15 protein-coding genes and 1 tRNA gene are annotated in these 18,705 nt (G+C 70.5%); 6 read left to right on the top strand and 10 right to left on the bottom strand.

Translation table 11 applies throughout. The features are described from left to right. Nucleotides 1-61 precede the first annotated feature (61 nt). Together AB0J91_RS16990 and AB0J91_RS16985 are read left to right on the top strand one after the other, a co-directional pair. The gene (locus tag AB0J91_RS16990; RefSeq protein WP_363869479.1) at nucleotides 62-1,390 is read left to right on the top strand and encodes a carboxypeptidase regulatory-like domain-containing protein; all 1,329 of its coding nucleotides are present in this window, start codon (nucleotides 62-64) and stop codon (nucleotides 1,388-1,390) included. Between the two features lie 65 nt (nucleotides 1,391-1,455). Further along, the gene (locus AB0J91_RS16985) at nucleotides 1,456-2,199 is read left to right on the top strand and encodes an SDR family oxidoreductase (protein WP_363869476.1); all 744 of its coding nucleotides are present in this window, start codon (nucleotides 1,456-1,458) and stop codon (nucleotides 2,197-2,199) included. 232 nt (nucleotides 2,200-2,431) lie between these two features. On the opposite strand, the gene AB0J91_RS16980 is transcribed toward AB0J91_RS16985, so the two are convergent. The 7 genes from AB0J91_RS16980 to AB0J91_RS16950 all read right to left on the bottom strand — a co-directional run bounded on the left by AB0J91_RS16980 (nucleotide 2,432) and on the right by AB0J91_RS16950 (nucleotide 9,535). Then, nucleotides 2,432-3,556, bottom strand: coding sequence for an MsnO8 family LLM class oxidoreductase (locus AB0J91_RS16980; RefSeq protein WP_363869473.1), 1,125 nt, complete (start codon nucleotides 3,554-3,556; stop codon nucleotides 2,432-2,434). An 18-nt stretch (nucleotides 3,557-3,574) separates the two neighbouring features. Beyond that, nucleotides 3,575-4,918 carry an NtaA/DmoA family FMN-dependent monooxygenase gene (locus tag AB0J91_RS16975; protein ID WP_363869470.1) on the bottom strand — a complete coding sequence of 448 codons (1,344 nt, stop codon included), beginning with the start codon at nucleotides 4,916-4,918 and terminating at the stop codon, nucleotides 3,575-3,577. Further along, nucleotides 4,915-6,060 carry an LLM class flavin-dependent oxidoreductase gene (locus AB0J91_RS16970; protein ID WP_363869467.1) on the bottom strand — a complete coding sequence of 382 codons (1,146 nt, stop codon included), beginning with the start codon at nucleotides 6,058-6,060 and terminating at the stop codon, nucleotides 4,915-4,917. The genes AB0J91_RS16975 and AB0J91_RS16970 overlap by 4 nt, the downstream gene beginning before the upstream one ends. A 331-nt stretch (nucleotides 6,061-6,391) precedes the next feature. Beyond that, nucleotides 6,392-7,390 carry a selenide, water dikinase SelD gene (selD, locus tag AB0J91_RS16965; protein WP_363869464.1) on the bottom strand — a complete coding sequence of 333 codons (999 nt, stop codon included), beginning with the start codon at nucleotides 7,388-7,390 and terminating at the stop codon, nucleotides 6,392-6,394. A 28-nt stretch (nucleotides 7,391-7,418) separates the two neighbouring features. Continuing rightward, nucleotides 7,419-7,513, bottom strand: a tRNA-Sec gene (locus tag AB0J91_RS16960). A 37-nt stretch (nucleotides 7,514-7,550) separates the two neighbouring features. After that, complete coding sequence (locus AB0J91_RS16955; RefSeq protein ID WP_363869461.1) at nucleotides 7,551-8,534, bottom strand: sigma-70 family RNA polymerase sigma factor; 984 nt, start codon at nucleotides 8,532-8,534, stop codon at nucleotides 7,551-7,553. A 71-nt stretch (nucleotides 8,535-8,605) separates the two neighbouring features. After that, nucleotides 8,606-9,535, bottom strand: coding sequence for a siderophore-interacting protein (locus tag AB0J91_RS16950; protein WP_363869458.1), 930 nt, complete (start codon nucleotides 9,533-9,535; stop codon nucleotides 8,606-8,608). Nucleotides 9,536-9,595: 60 nt separating this feature from the next. On the opposite strand from AB0J91_RS16950, the gene AB0J91_RS16945 reads away from it, so the two are divergent. After that, nucleotides 9,596-10,603, top strand: a complete 1,008-nt coding sequence (locus AB0J91_RS16945) for an ABC transporter substrate-binding protein (protein WP_363869455.1) — start codon at nucleotides 9,596-9,598, stop codon at nucleotides 10,601-10,603. A 146-nt stretch (nucleotides 10,604-10,749) separates the two neighbouring features. On the opposite strand, the gene AB0J91_RS16940 is transcribed toward AB0J91_RS16945, so the two are convergent. From AB0J91_RS16940 to AB0J91_RS16930, 3 genes are all read right to left on the bottom strand, one after another. Then, the gene (locus tag AB0J91_RS16940; RefSeq protein WP_363869452.1) at nucleotides 10,750-11,736 is read right to left on the bottom strand and encodes an LLM class flavin-dependent oxidoreductase; all 987 of its coding nucleotides are present in this window, start codon (nucleotides 11,734-11,736) and stop codon (nucleotides 10,750-10,752) included. Nucleotides 11,737-11,880: 144 nt separating this feature from the next. Further along, nucleotides 11,881-12,903, bottom strand: a complete 1,023-nt coding sequence (locus AB0J91_RS16935; protein WP_363869449.1) for a LacI family DNA-binding transcriptional regulator — start codon at nucleotides 12,901-12,903, stop codon at nucleotides 11,881-11,883. Between the two features lie 69 nt (nucleotides 12,904-12,972). Then, a complete protein-coding gene (locus tag AB0J91_RS16930; RefSeq protein WP_363869447.1) occupies nucleotides 12,973-15,285 on the bottom strand; it encodes a glycoside hydrolase family 3 N-terminal domain-containing protein in 2,313 nt (770 codons plus the stop codon). 300 nt (nucleotides 15,286-15,585) lie between these two features. On the opposite strand from AB0J91_RS16930, the gene AB0J91_RS16925 reads away from it, so the two are divergent. From AB0J91_RS16925 to AB0J91_RS16915, 3 genes are read left to right on the top strand one after another with little or no spacing between them, the layout of a single operon-like run. Next, on the top strand, nucleotides 15,586-16,884 hold the full coding sequence (locus AB0J91_RS16925) for an extracellular solute-binding protein (protein ID WP_363869444.1): 1,299 nt from the start codon (nucleotides 15,586-15,588) through the stop codon (nucleotides 16,882-16,884). Continuing rightward, complete coding sequence (locus tag AB0J91_RS16920) at nucleotides 16,881-17,813, top strand: sugar ABC transporter permease (RefSeq protein ID WP_363788684.1); 933 nt, start codon at nucleotides 16,881-16,883, stop codon at nucleotides 17,811-17,813. The genes AB0J91_RS16925 and AB0J91_RS16920 overlap by 4 nt, the downstream gene beginning before the upstream one ends. After that, nucleotides 17,813-18,631, top strand: coding sequence for a carbohydrate ABC transporter permease (locus AB0J91_RS16915; RefSeq protein ID WP_363869441.1), 819 nt, complete (start codon nucleotides 17,813-17,815; stop codon nucleotides 18,629-18,631). Before AB0J91_RS16920 ends, AB0J91_RS16915 begins: the two co-directional genes overlap by 1 nt. Nucleotides 18,632-18,705: the final 74 nt, after the last annotated feature.

Below are 18,705 nucleotides of genomic sequence, written 5' to 3'. Positions count from 1 at the left end.
TTAGCATTGCTAATGGTTGTTCGGAGCAACCGTTCTCCCGCGCCGCGAAGAAGGAGGTTCCTTGACCGAGGCACAACCGCCCTCGACGGTCCGCACGCTGGTCAGCACCCTGTGGTTCCCCGCGTTCTTCATCTGCGGGTTCATGCTCTGCTACCTGCTGCCGATGCACGCCCCGAAACCCCACGACATGCCCGTCGTGGTCGTCGGTGACCAGGCCGCCCACCAGCTCGCCGAGACCTTCCAAGCGCGCATGCCCGGTGGCTTCGACATCACCCCGGTCCCCGACGAGGCCAGTGCGCGCGAGGCCATCACCCAGCGCGAGGCCGTCGCCGGGTACGACCCCGCCACCGGCGAACTGCTCTACGCCAAGGCCAACGGCTCGGCGCTGATGATGATCCTGCAGCAGATCTTCACCCCGGTCGCCGCGACCACCGGACACCACCTGGTGCTCACCGACCTGGCGCCGTCCGCTCCCGGCGACGTGATGGGCACCGGTCTGCTCTACTGCCTGCTGGCGATGAACATCCCGCCTTACGTCACGGTGATGATGCTGCTGCGCGCCGAACTGCGCACCCGGCAGAAGCTCGCCGCGCTGGTCGGGGTCGGCGCGTTCGCCTCGATCGTCTGCTACGTCGCCGCGCTCTCGATGGGCGTGATCTACAACCAGCCGTCGCTGCTGCTGGTCGGTTTCCTGCTGACCCAAGCCGTGGGCTGGACGTCGTTCGGGCTCGTGCCGTTCGTCAAGCAGTTCCTGCCCGGCGTGGCGATGGGTCTGTTCGTGCTGCTGAGCATGCCGTCCTCGGGCGGTGCGATCCCGAAGGAACTGGTGCCGCCGTTCTTCCAGGCGCTGCACGGGGTTCTGCCGCTCGGGCAGGCGGTCGACGCGATGCGCGGCATCCTCTACTTCGACGACGTCGGCGCTGCTCGCGGCATCCTCGGGCTGTGCTGCTGGTACGCCTTCGGTATCGCGCTGGTCGTCGGCCACCAGTGGTGGGTGCGGCGCAAGGCCGGAGCCGACCCGGAAGCGGTGACCGCTGCGGGCACCTACGAGCACGAGGACGACGGCGGCGTCGTGCTGGACCCGGTGTTCGAGGCGCCGAAACCCCGCAGGCACCGCACCCTCTCCGGCGCCGTGCGCGACAGCGGGGGAACCCCGGTTCCCGGCGCGGTCCTGACCGTCACCGACCAGTCCGGCCTGCAGCTGGCGCGCCTGGTCGCCTCGCCCGCAGGCGAGTACGAGGTGCACGACCTGCCCGAGGGTTTCGTGACGGTCGTGGTCTCGGCCCCGGGCAGGAGACCAGCCGTGGACCGGGTCAAGATCCGCTCAGGGCGGGTCGAGGGCCAGGACTTCGAGCTGCCGTCCGAGCGCGCCGTGGCGGCGCGGCAGTAGCCGAGGCCGCCGCCCGGACACGGGGGCTGATCCGCGTTCGGGCGACGAGAGGTGACAATGAGGTCATGAGCAACACGCGGGTCGCGGTCGTGACGGGTGCCGGTTCGGGACTGGGGCGGGTGATCGCCCGAGCGCTGCTTGCGGAGCGGTACGGGGTGGCGCTGGCCGGGCGTCGCGCCGAGCCGCTGACCGAGGCGGCCGGAGACGCCGCGGGCGCCGAGGTCGTGCCCACCGACGTCACCGACCCCGACTCGGTGTCGACGCTGTTCGACGCCGTTCGCGAGCGGTGGGGGCGACTGGACCTGCTGGTCAACAACGCCGGCACCTTCGGTCCCGCCGGTGACGTCGGCGAGCTCCCGGCCGCTGACTTCACCGCCGTGGTGCAGGCGAACCTGACCGGCTCGTACCTGTGCGCCCACCACGCGTTCCGGATGATGAAGGACCAGGACCCGCGCGGCGGCCGCATCATCAACAACGGTTCGATCTCCGCGCACGCGCCCCGCCCGCGCAGCGTCGCCTACACCGCCACCAAGCACGCCATCACCGGGCTGACGAAGTCGATCTCGCTGGACGGCCGAGCGCACGACATCGCCTGCGGGCAGATCGACATCGGCAACGCCGCCACCGACATGACCTCCGGCATCGCCACCGGTGCCGCCCAGGCCGACGGAACGGTGCGCCCGGAACCCACCTTCGACCCCCAGCACGTCGCCGACGCCGTGCTCTACATGGCCGGGCTGCCGCTGAACGCCAACGTCCAGTTCATGACCATCACCGCCACCACGATGCCCTTCATCGGCCGCGGCTGAGGCTTGGGTCTTTGGGGCTTGCTTTGCTGGGCGGTGCGGGTAGCAGAAACCCCCGAAGGGGAAAGCACAGCGGTTTCGTGGACTCCGTGCGCCACTCCTGATGTATTCCGCTTACCCAGGGGGTGGACATCGGCGTCGCGGCGTACTCGCCACGAAACCGCTCAGAACCTGCGGCGGTGCTGGTTGAGTCCCACACCTGATACTGCGGTTAGCTCGTTGTGGAAGCCGGCCCCTACGCCCCGATCCAGGTCTTGGCGAGCAGTTCGTAGGAGCGGACCCGGTCGGGGTGCTGGTGGGTGATGGTCGTGATGACCAGTTCATCGGCCTCGGTCACCCGCTGCAGGGTCGTGAGCCTGTCGGCCACCTCGTCCGGGGTGCCGACGAACTGGGTGGCCAGCCGGTCGGCGACGACGTCCCGCGCTTCGGCGTCCCACTCGAACTCGGCGGCTTCGGCGGGGGAGGGGAACGGGAGGGCGCCCGCGCCCGCCCGGATGCTGTGGACCCAGGCGCCGTAGGGCGAGGCGAGTTCGCGCGCTCGCTCGCCGGTGTCGGCGACCACGACGTCAGCCGACACCACCACGTAGGGCCGGGCCAGGCGTTCCGACGGCCTGAAGTGCTCCCGGTAGGACCGCACGGTTTCCAGCACCGTGGACGGCGTGATGTGGTAGCTCGCGGCGAACGGGATGCCCAGTTCCGCTGCGGTGACGGCGCTTTCACCACCGCTGGAGCCCAGGATCCACAGATCCAGGTCGGCGCCCTCGGCCGGGTTCGCGCGCACCGGCTCGCCGTCCGGTCCGGGGAAGCCGCCGTCGACGAACCGCCGCACCCGCTCCACCTGCTCCCGGTAGTCCAGTTCCTCGGCGGGGGCGCCGACGAGCTCGGCCTGCTGGCGCAGCCGCGCCGCGTACTTCTCCGATCGGGCCACCGCACGGGGTTTCGGCGGCACCACCAGGCCGTCGACGGTGGAGCCTTCGCTCTCGGCCAGCGCGGTCAGCCGTTCGGCGAGCTCCTGCGTGCGCTTCTTCCCCGACCGGCCCACGCCGAGGTCCACCCGACCGGGGTGCAGCTGGGCGAGGGTGCCGAACTGCTCGGCCACGGTCAGCGGCGAGTGCTGGCCCAGCAGCACCGCCGCCGAGCCGACGCGGATCGTGCTGGTCGCCGCGGCGATCGCGGTCAGCAGCACGGCCGGTGCCGCCGAGGCCACGCCCGGCGTGAGGTGGTGCTCGGCGACCCAGTAGCGGCGGTAGCCGAACTCCTCGGTGCGGCGCGCCAGGTCGAGCGTGTTGCGCAGCGCGTCCTCGGCGGTCTGCCCGGAGACGATGGGCGAGAGGTCCAGGACCGACAGCGGGACTGGCATCGAAAGCCTCCGGAAATCCTAGGAAACGGGCGCGGGTGTCAGGCCGAGGTTCTCGCGCAGCGTGGACCCCGGATATTCGGTCCGGTAGACGCCGCGCTCCTGCAGCAGCGGAACGACCTGTGCGGCGAAGTCGTCCAGCCCGCCGGGAGTCAGGTGCGGCACCAGGATGAACCCGTCGGAGGCGTCCTCCTGCACGAAGCGGTTCATCTCCTCGGCGACCGTGGAAGGACTGCCGATGAACGACTGCCGGGCGGTGACCTCGATGATCAGCTCACGGATGGAGAGGTTCTTGGCTTCCGCGAGCTCCCGCCAGCCGCGGGCGGTGGCCACCCGGTCGCCGAACATGCGGGTGCTGGCCCTGCCCTGGGTGATGGATTCGGCGTCGACCACCGGGTCGAACTCCGGCAGCGGGCCGTCCGGATCGAGCTCGCTGAGGTCGGTGTTCCACAGCTGTTCCAGGAACGATATCGCGGTGGGCCCGCTGACCTGCTGCTTGCGGATGATGGCGGCCTGCTCCTGCGCGTCGGCGTCGGTGTCGCCGAGGACCACCGTGGTCGCCGGGAACACCAGCAGGTCCTCGTGGGAACGACCGTGCGCGGCCAGCCGGGACTTGACGTCGGCGTAGAAGTCCTTGCCCGCCTGCAACGTCCCGTGCCGGGTGAAGATCGCATCGGCGGCCGAGGCCGCGAACTCCCGGCCGGCTTCCGAATCGCCCGCCTGGAAGATCACCGGTCGGCCTTGCGGGCTGCGCGGCACGTTGAACCGGCCCCGGATGTCGAAGTGCGCGTCGGCGTGCTCGAACTCGCCCGCCCGCGGATCGGCCAGGAACACGCCCGACTCCGCGTCGGCGACGATCTCGTCACCGCGCCAGGAGTCGAACAGCTCGGTGGCGGTGCGCAGGAACTGCCGCGCGCGCTCGTAGCGCTGGTCCTCGGGCAGGAACCCGCCGCGCCGGAAGTTCTCGCCGGTGAAGGCGTCCCAGGAGGTCACCACGTTCCAGGCGGCCCGCCCGGCCGAGAGGTGGTCGAGGCTGGCGAACTGGCGCGCCACTTCGTAGGGCTCGTTGAACGTGGAGTTGATGGTGCCCGCCAGCCCGAGCCTCTCGGTCACCCCGGCCAGCGCTGCGAGCACCGTGAAGGTGTCGGGTCGGCCCACCACGTCGAGGTCGTAGATCCGGCCGGCGTGCTCGCGCAGCCGCAAGCCCTCGGCGAGGAACAGGAAGTCGAACTTCGCCCGTTCGGCGGTCTCGGCCAGGTGCGCGAACGAGGAGAACTCGATCTGGCTCAGCGACCGCGGATCGGTCCACACCGTGGTGTTGTTGACCCCGGGGAAGTGCGCGGCCAGGTGGATCTGCTTGGTCACGACGTGCCTCCAGCGGTCGCGTAGCGGTTGACCGGACGGGCCAGCCTCAGCCGTTCGCGCAGCGAGCCCGTCGCGTGCTCGGTGCGGAAGGCCTCGCGCCGCTGCAGCTCCGGCACGAGCTCATCGGTGATCGCGGTCAGGTCGCGGGGCAGTTCGCCCGGGTGCAGGCGGAACCCGGTCACGCCGCGCTCGGCCAGCGGCAGCAGCAGGTCCGCCAGCTGCTCGGCCGTGCCGGTGAACACCGGTGCGTCCGAAGTGGATGGTTGGTCGAGTTCGTCCAGTCGTGCCCTGCGGTCCGCGGCGTCGGCGCCGAGGAACACCACCAGGTCGCCGAAGACGTGCGGCGGATCGCCCGAACCCCGTTGCGAGCGAACCGCGTCGACGGCTTCCCCGGCGGCCTGCGGGTCCGGCGCGGGGATGAGAACGACGTCGGCGGAGCGGGCGGCGAACCGGTATCCGGCGGGTTCGTCGGCAGTGGCGATCACCAGCGGTTGGCCCTGCGGTGGGCGCGGGGTGATCGACGGTCCCTTGACGTCGAACCACTTGCCGCGGAAGTCGATGTAGTGCAGCTTGTCGCGGTCGATGAACCGGCCGGTGGCCACGTCGCGGATCTCCGCGTCGTCCTCCCACGAATCCCACAACCGGCGCACGACCTCGACGTGATCGGCGGCCTCGTCCAGCAGCTCGTCCGCGACGATCTCGCGGCGACCGAAGTGCGCGTTGTCGCCGGGGCTCGTGCTGACCTGCGGCAGCCACCCCGCGCGGCCACCGGAGACGTAGTCGAGCGTGGCGATGGCCTTGGAGACGTGGAACGGCTCGGTGTGGGTGACCACGACGTGCGGCACCAGCCCGATGTGGTGCGTGCGCGGTGCCACGCGCGCGGCGATCAGCCCCGCGTCCAACCTGCCGCGCACCCGATCGACCCGGTCGTCGGGTCCGTCCGGGAGGCTGGACTGCGGGCCCAGCGAGTCGGCGAAGGTGACGAAGTCCAGCAACCCGGACTCGGCGCGACGCACCAGGTCCAGCCAATATCCGGCGGTGAACAGCTCGCCGGGTCTGGCGTGCGCGGAGCGCCACGAGGCCGGGTGCCAGCCGGTCCCGTCGAGCGCCACTGCCAGGTGCAACTGCGTTGGTCGAACCATCCTCGTGACCTCCCTGCGTCAACGGCGCGGGTCGAGGGGAACACCGCTGCGACGCGGTGCTGGGGGAGCGCGACGCACCACCGGCGTCGAGCCGGGGACGTGCGGGGAACGGGTGAGAAGCGGCGGGCTCTCGGCCTCTACCGCGGACAGGCGGCGGCGATGACCCGGAGCAGGTCGATGTGGTCCCGCGTGACCAATCGCAGCCGGTGACCCATGAACCCCAAGCTAGAACCGCGCCCGAACACCGTCAACGCAGCCCAAGATGTGGGCACCACGGAACACACCCCAACCCCCACCCGGATTACCCCGGTATTCGGGTACCTGAGGTGGTTCAGCGCAGGGTGATCCGGATGTCGTCCGGTCGGCCGGGGAGGACGTGGCCGATCACCGGGGAGCCGGGGACTTCGCCCACTACCAGGAGGCCGCCTGAGGTCTGGGCGTCGGCGAGCAGGAAGAGGTCTTCGGCGCTGGTGCCGCCCGGGTCCAGGTGGGGCCTCACCCAGTCGAGGTTGCGGCGGGTGCCTCCGCTGACATATCCGTCGCGCACGGCTTCCCGGGCACCCTCCAGGTAGGGCACGGCCGAGACGTCGAGCTCGGCGGTCGTTCCGGAGGCACGCATCGTCTTGAACAGGTGCCCGAGGAGCCCGAAACCGGTGACGTCCGTGGCGCAGACCGCTCCGGAGCGCAGCGCCGCCTTCGAGGCGTTCCCGTTGAGCTCGGTCATCGCCGCCACGGCGTGGGCGAACCGCTCGCCGGTCTGCTTGTGCCGGGTGTTGAGGACTCCGATGCCCAGCGGTTTGGTCAGCGTCAGCGGCAGACCCGGCCGGGCCGCGTCGTTGCGCAGCATCCGGTCGGGATCCACCAGGCCGGTCACCGCCAGCCCGTACTTGGGTTCCGGGTCGTCGACGCTGTGCCCGCCGCCCAGGTGGCATCCGGCCGCGGCCGCGACCTCCGAGCCGCCGCGCAGCACCTCACCGGCCAGCTCGAACGGCAGCACGTCCCGGGGCCAGCCGAGCAGGTTCACCCCGAGCAGTGGTGTCGCGCCCATCGCGTACACGTCGGACAGCGCGTTGGCCGCCGCGATGCGCCCCCAGTCGAACGCGTCGTCGACCACGGGCGTGAAGAAGTCCGTGGTCACCACTATCCCCGCGCCCTCGTCGGTGCACACCACCGCGGCGTCGTCGCCGGTGTCCAACCCGACCAGCAGCTTCGCGTTCGGCTCGGCGACCTCCGGCATGAGCCCGCCGACGACCTGCTCCAGCTCGCCCGGCGGGATCTTGCATGCGCATCCACCGCCGTGCGCGTACTGCGTGAGCCGATACCCGCCCATCGACGTCCCTCGCGGTCGGGGAACAAGTTGGCGGAGACGGACGGGAATCGAACCCGCCGCGCCGAGGTGCTCGGCGCCATCGGCTTTGAAGGCCGTGGGGGCCACCAGACCCCGAACGTCTCCGGCGCCCACTCTAGGAGCTAATGCCGATCAGCACAGATCAGTCGGTCACCGAGTCCGGGAGGCCGAACTTGGCGAAGTCCACGCCGAAGAAGCACACCACGTGCTCCACCCGCGTTTCGCCGAGTTCGAGCACGTGCAGTTGAAAGGGGCGGAACACGTCGTCGTCACCTCGGATGTAGACGCCGAAGGCCAGCTGCCCGTTGGCGCGGGTGTGGCGCAGCCGCAGCCCGTCCGGCCCGGCCGGGCACTGCCTGGCGTTGAGCTGCGCGATGCGCTCGCCGCCGCGCACCCACAGCCGGAAGGGAGGCATCTCCCAGACGGCCTCTGCGGTGAACAGGTCGACGATCGTCGACACGTCCTTGGCCTCGAACGCGGCCACGTAGCGCTCCAGCAGCCGCTCCTGCTCGGCGGTCAGCGGTTGAGGCCGGTCGTCCTCGGACGGGGAGACGTCGGCGATCTGGGCGCGGGCGCGCTGCAGCACGCTGTTGACCGCAGCGGTGGAGATCTCCAGGGCGCCGGCGACCTCCGCGGCCTGCCACTTGAGGACGTCGCGCAGGATCAGAACCGCGCGCTGCCGCGCGGGCAGGTGCTGCAGGGCGGCGATGAACGCCAGCCTCGTGCTCTCCCGGAGCCCCACGATCGAGGCCGGGTCGGTGGCGGTGTCGGCGATCATCCCGTCCGGGATCGGCTGCAACCACGGCACCTCACCGGATTCGACCACCTTCTCGTGCGGCACGTCGTCGGCCGGAGCGCCCAGACCGCTGGGCAGCGGACGCCGCTTGCGGCTCTCCAGCGCCGTCAGGCAGGTCGTCGTGGCGATCTTGTACAGCCAGGTGCGCACCGAACTGCGGCCTTCGAAGCGGTCGTAGGACCGCCACGCCTTGAGGTAGGTCTCCTGCACGAGGTCCTCCGCGTCCTGCAGGGACCCCATCATCCGGTAGCAGTGCGCGATCAGTTCCCGGCGGTAGGAGTCCGCCTGCGCGACGAAGTCGTCGGTTGGCGCGGTCGAGGTGACTGGCATGGCGCTGTCCTTCGGTGTGAGGTGGCCCAACCCATTGCCGAGGACGCTAGCGCGCGAGACCGACGAATGGGTCAGCAACGACCTTCGCGCCAATAGCCCATGAACGCCACCGCCTGCTTGGGGACGCCGTGCTCGTCGATCAGCAATCGGCGCAACCGCTTGATCACGGCCGCCTCACCCGCCAGGAATCCGTAGATCGAGCCGGTCGCTCCTTCCGGCACCTCCCAGAGCACCCCCGTGTCGACGTCGACGTCGTCGAGCTCGGTCGCACGCGGGGAGGTGTCGCGGACCGGGCGCAGTTCGCGCAGCGCGCCGGCCACGCCCTCGGTGAGGCGCTTGCCGTGAGGTGCTCCGCCGCGCGGGTACCAGCGGACGTCCACCCCGGCGGGGCGTGCCCACTCCTGCGCGTCGCCGCTGTCGGGGACCTCGACGCAGACCACGCCGCGCGAGTCGTAGGGCAACGATTCCACGATGGCCGCGAGCGCGGGCACGGCCGTCTCGTCGCCGGCCAGCACCAGGCGGTCGGCGGAGGCCGGGGGAGCCCACTCGCAGCCCCACATCCGGCCCGAGCCGGGCCGGTCCGGCGCGAGCAGGCCGATGACCTGGCCGGGGCGTGCGGAGGCGGCGAAGGTGGAGGCGGGGCCTGCGTGGCCGTCGTCGAGCCCGTGCAGCACGAAGTCGACGTCGACCTCCTGATCGTGGGGCCGGTAGTCGCGCACGGTGTAGGTCCGCAGGTCGGGCCGGACCTCGTCGGGCAGGTCCAGCCAGCGCGGGTACCAGTCGTGGCCCTCGGGGAAGTCGTCGAGCGCGCGGCCTGGTTTGGGCAGCACGACCTTGATGCGCTGGTCGTGACCGCCGAACCCGAACTCGGACAGGCAGGCGCCGCCGAAGGTGATCCGCACGAAGCTGGGACCGAGCCGCAGCACCCGGGTCACCTCGACCGGGAACAGGCGGTATTCCGGCTTCTCGACTGCGGTTCGTCCGGTTCGTGCGACTGTCATCCGTAACCTCCCGATGGTGGTGCTAGGTTAGCCTAGCCTTAGAACCATGGGAGGTCGACCTTGCGTCACACGATCCGGGCCGCCGCGCTGACCGCGGTCTCGCTCGCCGCCATCGGCACGCTGTCCGCGTGCGGATCATCGCAGCCAGAACAGACCGGCAACGGCTGGTCCTACACCGATGACCGCGGCATCACGGTGACCCGCCCCGAGCGTCCCCAGCAGATCGTCGCCCAGGTCTCGGCCGGTGCCGCGCTGCAGGACTTCGGCGTGAAGATCGCCGGCACCTTCGGTCCGCTGGTGCGCGACGACGGCTCGGTCGAACCCGAGGCCGGCAGCCTCGACCCCGGGAAGGTCACCGACGTCACCGGCGCCGGGTACGGCGAGGTCAACCTGGAACGGCTCGCCTCGCTGCATCCGGACCTGCTGGTCAGCGGCAAGTACGCCGAGTACCCGGGCCTGTGGCACCTGGTCGAGGACCAGGAGCAGAAGGTCAAGCAGATCGTGCCGACCGCGGGCGTGCAGCAGTCGGGCATCGCGCTGCCCGCGGCGATCGGCAAGTACAAGGAGCTCGCCCGTGCGCTGGGCGCGGACGTGGAGTCGCCGAAGGTCAAGGCCGACGAGCAGGCGTTCAACGCCGCCGCGTCCCGGCTGCGCGACATCGGCGCGCGGATGAAGGCCGAGGGCAAGTCGATCCTGGCGATCGGTGGCACGAAGGAGGAGTTCTTCGTCGTCGTGCCCGCCCGCAACCCCGACCTGGACTACTACGTCAAGGAGCTCGGCCTGCCGATCACCACGCCGGCCAACCCCGACCAGGCCGGCGGCGGCTACTTCGAGCGGTTGTCCTGGGAGAAGGCCAACGCCTACCCCGGCGACATCATGCTGTGGGACGCGCGGTCGGCGTCGATGACGCCAGAGCAGATGAAGCAGAACCCCGTCTTCGCCGCCACGCCCGCGGCGAGCGCGGACCGGTTCGTCGAGTGGGACGCGGTCGCACCGATGAGCCACGCCAGCTACGCCAAGATCATGAACGAGCTCGCCGACCAGCTCGAATCCCGGCTGGCGGCCTGATCTCGCCTTCGGGTGCTCCGTGACCGGGGGTGAGCACCCGGAAGTTTTGGTCCGAACCGTCCATGATCGATGTCTGGTACGTCCGGACGGTTCGGACCAAAACCGCCTCGCTCCAGGGACTTCGAGGTCGGGAGCGGGGGATGGTGTCAGTCGCCGAGTCCGCGGACGTCGGCGAGGAGTTCCAGGGAGCGCAGCCAGGCGGCGCGGTCGACGGCCGAGGAGACGACCATGAGCTCGTCGGCCTGGGCCTGCTTGGCGAACTTGTCGAGGTAGTCGTCCACCTCGGCCGGAGTGCCGACCGCGCTGTAGCGGGTCATCCCCTCGATCTGGCGGCCCGCGGGAGAGGCGAGCAGGGCGTCGATCTCCTCGGTGCTCAGGTTGCGGCCCTGAGCCAGCATCCGGCCCGCCCGGTAGCGCTTGGCCTCCAGGAGCTGCTGCTGGGCGTACTCGGTGGTGTCCGCGGCGATCACGTTGACCCCGGCGATGACGTAGGGCTCCGACAGCTGCGCCGAGGGCTGGAACTCCTTGCGGTAGTGCGAGGTCGCCGCCTCCAGCGCGTCCGGGGCGAAGTGCGAGGCGAAGGCGTAGGGCAGACCCAGCAGGGCGGCCAGCTGCGCCCCGAACATCGACGAACCCAGCACGTACAGCGGCACCTTCGTGCCGTAGCCGGGCGTGGCGTTGACCCCGGCGATGCGGGTCTCGCCGGCCAGGTAGCCCTGCAGCTCCAGCACGTCCTGCGGGAACGCGTCGGCCGAGGTGGGATCGCGGCGCAGCGCCCGCATCGTGCGCTGGTCGCTGCCCGGCGCACGACCCAGGCCGAGGTCGATCCGGCCCGGGAAGAGGGTTTCGAGCGTGCCGAACTGCTCGGCGATGGTCAGCGGCGAGTGGTTGGGCAGCATGATGCCGCCCGCGCCCAGCCGGATCGTGCTGGTCCGGGAAGCGATGTGGCCGATCAGCACGCTCGTCGCCGAGGAGGCGATGGTCGGCATGTTGTGGTGCTCGGCGTACCAGATGCGGTGGTAGCCCCAGCGCTCGGCGCGTTGGGCCATGTCGACGCTGGCGGTGAAGCTGTCCGCGGCGGTCTCCCCCTCGCCGATGTGCGCCAGATCGAGAACGGAGAGAGCCACAGTCACGACAGGATCAGCCTTTCCACACGCGCCACGATCCGGGACCCGTCGTCCCGGCCACCCTGGGCAACGCATCGCCGAGTCACGATATTTCCGGCCGCCGTGTGATCTGGTCCCCGATGCGCGGTGTGGCCGGGTGTGCGCCGTGCGTCAGGCGCGGGGGCCGGGCCCGGTGCTGGCGCGCAGGACGAGGTCGGTGGCCAGTTCAACGCGGTTGGTCTCGAAGCGCCCGGTTTCGGCATGCCGCAGCACCATCCGCGCGGCCTCGGCCGCCATCGTCGCGACCGGCTGGTTGACCGTGGTCAGGGCGGGCGAGATCCACTGCGCCATCGGGAGGTTGTCGAAGCCGATGACGCTGATGTCGTCGGGGATGCGCAGCCCGCGCTGCTCGACGGCTCGGTAGGCGCCCAGCGCCTGCTGGTCGTTGGCCGCGAAGATCGCCGTCGGCGGCTCCGGCAGGGCCAGCAGCTCGCCCGCGGCGTCCTGACCCCGGTCGTGGGTGAAGTCGCCGTCCACGATCAGCTCGTCGGCGACCGGGAGGCCCGCCGCCATCAGCGCGGAGCGGTAGCCGTCGAGGCGCGCGACTGAGCACTGCAACTGCGGTGGGCCGCCGATGAAACCGATGCGCTCGTGCCCGTGCTCGATGAGGTGCTCGACGGCGGCGCGGGCCCCGCTCCAGTTCGTCGCGCCCACCGACGCGACCCGTGGATCGGGCTGGCCGAGGGAGTCGATGATGATGACCGGTACGCCGAGGCCGTGCAGCTGCTCGGCGTGGCGCGGGCCGAGCTCGGTGACGGCCAGGATGATGCCGTCGGAGCGCCGCGAGGTGAGGTTGTCCAGCCACGCGCGCTCGGTCTTGCGGCCGTCGTGCACCGCCGAGACCACCATGCCCACCCCGGCGTCGTGGGTGACGCTCTCGACGCCCCGCACTATCTCCAGCGCCCACTCGTTGTCGAGGGTGTGGAAGACGAGGTCGATCAGGCCCGCGCGCCCGCTGCCGTGGTTGGCCCGGCGCGAGTAGTTGTGGCGGGTGATGAGCTTCTCGACCCGCTCGCGGGTGTGGGCGGCGACCTCCGGACGTCCGTTGAGGACCTTCGAGACCGTCGGGACCGAGACGCCGGCCTCCCGCGCGATGTCGCTGATCGTCACGCGGCTCTTCTTCGCCTCAGCCACCCTGCCTCCTCGCTCGACCGACGTCACCGTACCTGAAAGTTTCGGAGCAACCGCCCGCACCCGATCACCTCACGGCGTCACCGTCACCGGCGTGTCCAGGACGCGGTCGGCTCCGACCTCCCGCACCTCGCCGACCAGCCGGAACTCGCCGGACAGCCGAGCGCGCGCGCTGTCGCCGCCCACGTGGACCTCGATCAGCCCGGGATCGACGATGCGCTCGCCGCGCGCGCCGGTGTAGGCGGTCCGGTCGGCGTGCAGGCGGAACGACACCGTTCGAGACTCGCCCGCCGGCACCGAAACCCGCTTGAAACCGGTCAGCTGGCGGACCGGGCGGGTCACCTGCGCGACGGGGTCGCGCAGGTAGAGCTGCACGACCTCGTCGCCGTCGCGGTCGCCGGTGTTGGTGACCGAGCAGGAGATGTCCACCGAGCCGTCGGTGGCGATCTCCGCGGCGCTGATCGCCAGGTCCGAGTAGGCGAACGTCGTGTAGGAGAGGCCGTGGCCGAACGGGAACAGCGCCGTCGGGTCCAGCGAGCTGACCTCGCTGGCGGCACCCAGGGGAGCGGTCAGGTAGGTGCCCGGGTTGCCGCCCGGGGTGGCCGGGATCGACACCGGCAGCCGACCCGACGGGTTGACCTCACCGGTCAGCACGTCGGCGAGCGCCGCGGCACCGGCCTCGCCCGGGAAGAACACCTGCACCACCGCCGCGACCCGGTCGGCGAACCTGCCCAGCGCGTACGGGCGACCGCTGGAAACCACCAGCACCACGGGTGTTCCGGTTTCCAGCAGCTGCTCCACCAGCGCTTCCTGGTCGCCGGGCAGTCGCAGGTCGGCGGCGTCGCAGCCCTCGCCGGAGGTGCCGCGTCCGAACAGGCCCGCCCGGTCGCCCACCACCGCCACGCACAGGTCCGCCTCGGCCGCGGCCGCCCGCGCCGCGTCGAAATCGGCGCCGCCCTCGGGGAGATCGCAGCCCTTGACGTGGTCGAGCTGCGTGGCGATCCGGGCGATCTCGTCGCGGAAGGTCGGCAGGTCGATGCCGTGTGGCCAGTCCGGGTAGGACACGCCGATGTGCGCCGGGAAGGAGTAGCAGCCCAGCAGTGCGAACGGGTCGTCGGCCAGCGGGCCCACCAGCGCCACCCTGCCGGGGTCGCGCACCGGCAACGTGCCGTCGTTGGCCACCAGCACCACCGATTCCTCGGCCAGCCGCCGGGCCAGGTCCCGGTTGCGCGCGGAGTCGAACTCGCGCGGCTGCGCGACCTCCGGCGACCAGTCCGGGTCCAGCAGGCCCAGCTCGACCTTCTGGTTCAGCACCCGGGTCAGCGCGCGGTCCACCAGCGCCTCGTCGACCTCACCGGAGCGCACCAGGATCGCCAGCGGCTCGACGAAGCAGCGGGCGTTGGGCAGCTCCACGTCCACCCCGGCGCGCAGCGCGGCCGCGCCAGCCGTCCCGGGACCGTCGGCGACGCCGTGCAGCTTGTGCAGGAACGACACGCCGAAGTAATCGGCGACGACGGTTCCGGTGAAACCGAGCTCGTCGCGCAGCAGACCGGTCAGCAGCGCCTCGTCGGCGGCCGAGGGCATGCCGTCGACGTCGGTGTAGGAGTGCATGACCGAGCGGGCGCCACCCAGTCGCAGCGCCATCTCGAACGGCGGCAGGACGACGTCGGCGAACTCGCGCGGACCCATGCTCACCGGAGCCAGGTTGCGGCCGGCGCGGGAGGCGGAGTAACCCGCGAAGTGCTTGAGGGTGGCCACGATTCCGCTGGACTCGAGTCCGGCGACGTAGGCGGAGCCGACCGCCCCGATCAGGTACGGGTCCTCGCCGATGGTCTCCTCGACCCGTCCCCACCGCAGGTCCCGCACCACGTCGAGGACCGGGGCCAGTCCCTGGTGCACGCCCACCGAGCGCATGTCGGCGCCGATGCTCGCGGCCATCTCGCCGACCAGGTCGGGGTCGAAGGAGGCGCCCCAGGACAGCGGAACCGGGTAGGCGGTGGCACCCCAGGCGGTGAAACCCGCCAGGCACTCCTCGTGCGCCACGGCGGGGATGCCGAACCGGCTGGACCCGGTGATCTCGCGCTGCAGTCGGGTCAGGGCGGCGGCGCCCTCGGCCGGTTCGATGGGCGCGCTGCCGAACACGCGGGTGAGCTGCCCCAGCCCGTTCTTGATCATCTCGTCCCAGGGCGGGGTGTCGTCGGCGAAGTCCTCCTGGTGCGGAGCGACGCGCTCCTCGGCTCCGGAGACGTAGATCCACATCCCGACGAGCTGGTTGAGCTTCTCCTCCAGCGTCATGCGGGACACCAGGTCGGCGACCCGCTCCTCGACCGGTAGTGCGGGATCGCGGTAGGGCTGGCGGTCCTCGGTCGGGCGCGACTGCGGCATGTGCGGCGACTCCCGTCGTGGTGGTGCGGTCGTCCGGACGTCGCCTTCGAAACAGTTTCGGGCGACGTTTCCGGAAACCAGGGGTCCAACGTTCGACAGATTGCCACATGGTTCACCGAAAGTCCTGCGTTGGGACCGATGAATCACGGATGGAGCACGGCAAGAAAGTTTTGGAAACCGACTCTTGTAGATCGCTTCGGCGCTGCGGTACGGTCTCGCCGACCGGAAGCCGGGTGTGACCGCGTGCACACCGGCCGCCGGGACTCCGGAAGGTCCGCAACGGTGCGACGGGAGTTGACGATGCGTGGACTGCGACGTCTGTGCGCGATGGGTGCGGCGCTGGCGTTCGCGCTGACCTCCACCGGCTGCGCCGTGCTGCTGCCGCCGAGCGATGGCAGCGCCGACGTGGTCACCACCTGGGCGATCAGCGGTGGCGGTGAGGAAGAGCTGATGCCCGCCGAGGGCGAGAAGTTCCAGCAGCGAACCGGTCGCCCCATGCAGACCCAGTTCTTCCAGAACGATCCCTACAAGAACAAGCTCTGGGTCTCGATGGGATCCGGCACGCCGCCGGACACCTTCTTCGGCTGGGGCGGGGGAGCGCTGCAGGCGTTCATCGACGCGGGCAAGGTCGCAGACCTCGGCCCGGCGATGCGCGAACACCCCGAGTGGCGGCAGAACTTCCTGCCCAGCGTGATGAGCCCCGTCGACATCAACGGCGGCACCTACGGCATCCCCGTCGGCGGCATCCAGCCCGTCCTGCTGTACTTCAACAAGGACGTCTTCGCCCGGGTCGGCCTGCAGCCACCGCGCACCTGGGACGAGCTGCTCGACCAGATCCCCAAGTTCCAGCAGGCGGGCGTCCTCCCGATCGCGCTGGGCGGCGCGGACTCCTGGACCTACCTGATGTGGGAGGAGGCCATCGTCGACCGGGTCGCGGGACCGGAGGCCTTCCGGGACGTGGTCGAGGGCAAACCCGGGGCGTGGCTCAACCCCGACATCATCAAGGCCAACGCCATGCTGCAGGACCTCGTGCGCAGGGGAGCGTTCGGCAACGCCTTCGCCTCCATCAGCGCCGAGCTCGGCCAGCAGCGCACGCTGCTCGCGAGCGAACGCGCGGCGATGATGGTCCACCTCGGTTCCGGCTACTCCGACCTGCTCGGCGACGACGAGAAGTGGGTGCGCGAAGGACATCTCGGCTGGGCGCCGTTCCCCGCCGTCGAAGGCGGCAAGGGTGATCCGGCCAACCTCGTCGGCAATCCCACCACCTTCATGTCCGCGACCGCGGGCCCGGACCAGCGCGAAGCGGTGGAGTTCCTGCGCAAGGAGCTGTCCAGCGACGCCTTCACCGAAGGACGCCTGAAGCGCGGCGACGTCCCGCCGGTGACCGGCATCGAGGACCAGCTGCGCGCCTCCGAGGACGCCGACTTCATGACCTTCGTCTACGACCTGGCCAAGAACGCACCGCACTTCCAGCAGTCCTGGGACCAGGCGCTGCCGCCCGGTCCCGCCCAGAACGTGCTGATCAACCTGCAGAAGCTGTTCCTCGACCAGATCAGCCCGGAAGAGTTCTCCCAGCTGATGGAGGAGTCCTCGCGATGACCGCCACCGAGGCGCTGCGCCCGACGGCGCCGGCCACCACCGAACGACGGAGTCGCTCCGCGCGGCACTGGACCGAGCCCTCCACCTGGTTCGCCGCACCCGCGCTGGTGTTCTTCGCGGCGTTCGTCGTCGCGCCCATCGTCGTGGTGATCGTTCTGTCCATGATGGACTGGAACGGCATCTCCGCCCCCGAGCTCAACGCCGCGGAGAACTGGGGCAAGCTGGCCTCCGACTCCGGCATGTGGCACTCGGTGTGGGTGTCGCTGCAGGTGATGATCCTGTGCTGGGTCGTGCAGACCCCCATCAGCATCCTGCTCGGCGTCTACGTCGCCGGGCAGCAGCGGCACCGGGCGGTGCTCGCCGCGCTGTTCTTCCTGCCGCTGGTGCTGTCGTCCACCGGCATCGGCATCCTGTGGCGCAACCTCGTCGACCCGGAGTTCGGGGTGCTGCCCGCGCTCGGGCTGCCCGGCCTGAACCTGCTGGGCGATGCGAGGCTGGCGCTGTTCACGCTCATCTTCGTGGTGTCCTGGCAGTTCATCCCGTTCCACACGCTGATCTACCAGGCGGGCGTGCGGCAGATCCCCGCGCAGCTCTACGAAGCCGCCGAACTCGACGGCGCCGGGCCGGTGCAGCGGTTCTTCCTGATCACGCTGCCGCAGCTGCGCAACACCATCGTCACCTCCAGCACCCTGATGCTGGTGGGCTCGCTGACCTACTTCGACCTGTTCTACGTGCTCAGCGAAGGCGGGCCCGGCGACGCCACCCGGATCCTGCCGGTGAACATGTACGTCACCGGTTTCCAGCAGTACCAGCTCGGATACGCCAGCGCGATCGCGCTGCTGCTGGTGGCGCTCGGCACCGCGCTGTCGCTGGGACTGACCAAGTACTCCGGCTTCGCCCGGATGCGCAGCGACCAGGAGGGCGCGTGATGCTGCGAATCAGAGGTCTGCTGCCCAACGCCGCGGCCCTGCTGTGGGCGCTGGTGGTGGCCGTGCCGCTGTACTACGTGGTGGTCACCAGCCTGCGGGCCCAGGAGGACACCACCGGCGCCAACCCGTTGTCGCTGCCCGGTTCTCCGACGCTGGAGAACTACGGCCTGGTGTTCTCCGACGGGTTCCTCAAGTTCCTGTTCAACAGCCTGCTCACCACCGGGCTGACCGTCGTGGTGGTGCTGCTCGTCGCGCTGCCCGCCGCCTACGTGGTGGTGCGCGGCAAGCGACGTCGGCACCAGTGGCTGTTCCGGATGTTCCTGGCAGGACTGGCGATCCCGCTGCAGGCCACGATCATCCCGGTGTACGTGATGATCGTGGAGGCCGGGCTCTACGACAGCCTGCTGGCGATCATCCTGCCCGCCATCGCCTTCGCGATGCCGCTGTCGGTGCTGATCCTCAGCAACTTCCTGCGCGACATCCCCGAGGAGCTCTACGAGTCGATGTGCCTGGACGGCGCGGGGCAGCTGCGGGTGCTGGTGAACCTGGTCCTGCCGCTGTCGCGTCCGGCGCTGCTGGCGGTGGGCATCTACCAGGCGCTGCAGGTGTGGAACGGGCTGCTGTTCCCGCTGATCCTCACCCAGCGCGAGGAGACCGCGATGCTGCCCGTGATGCTGTGGCAGTTCCAGGGCCAGTACACGGTGAACGTTCCTGCCATCATGGCCGGTGTGGTGCTCTCGGCGATCCCGGTGCTGGTGCTCTACATCCTCGGCCGACGCTTCATGATCGCCGGACTCACCGCGGGCGCGGGCAAGTGAGAACCGTGCCGGTCGGCGGTGAAGGCGGGTGCGGGCGTCGGGCACGAGGGCCAGGTCGTCGTGCTGACCTTCGG

Source organism: Saccharopolyspora sp. NPDC049357, assembly GCF_040677225.1.
GTDB lineage: Bacteria > Actinomycetota > Actinomycetes > Mycobacteriales > Pseudonocardiaceae > Saccharopolyspora.
This window is presented reverse-complemented; position numbering and strand designations above follow the sequence as displayed.

Bases quoted from the DNA above. Each gene is read 5' to 3' on its own strand.
- AB0J91_RS16985 (WP_363869476.1), top strand. From the start codon at position 1,456: ATGAGCAACACGCGGGTCGCGGTCGTGACGGGTGCCGGTTCGGGACTG.
- AB0J91_RS16980 (WP_363869473.1), bottom strand. From the start codon at position 3,556: ATGCCAGTCCCGCTGTCGGTCCTGGACCTCTCGCCCATCGTCTCCGGG.
- AB0J91_RS16970 (WP_363869467.1), bottom strand. From the start codon at position 6,060: ATGGTTCGACCAACGCAGTTGCACCTGGCAGTGGCGCTCGACGGGACC.
- selD (WP_363869464.1), bottom strand. From the start codon at position 7,390: ATGGGCGGGTATCGGCTCACGCAGTACGCGCACGGCGGTGGATGCGCA.
- AB0J91_RS16955 (WP_363869461.1), bottom strand. From the start codon at position 8,534: ATGCCAGTCACCTCGACCGCGCCAACCGACGACTTCGTCGCGCAGGCG.
- AB0J91_RS16950 (WP_363869458.1), bottom strand. From the start codon at position 9,535: ATGACAGTCGCACGAACCGGACGAACCGCAGTCGAGAAGCCGGAATAC.
- AB0J91_RS16930 (WP_363869447.1), bottom strand. From the start codon at position 15,285: ATGCCGCAGTCGCGCCCGACCGAGGACCGCCAGCCCTACCGCGATCCC.
- AB0J91_RS16925 (WP_363869444.1), top strand. From the start codon at position 15,586: ATGCGTGGACTGCGACGTCTGTGCGCGATGGGTGCGGCGCTGGCGTTC.
- AB0J91_RS16920 (WP_363788684.1), top strand. From the start codon at position 16,881: ATGACCGCCACCGAGGCGCTGCGCCCGACGGCGCCGGCCACCACCGAA.
- AB0J91_RS16915 (WP_363869441.1), top strand. From the start codon at position 17,813: ATGCTGCGAATCAGAGGTCTGCTGCCCAACGCCGCGGCCCTGCTGTGG.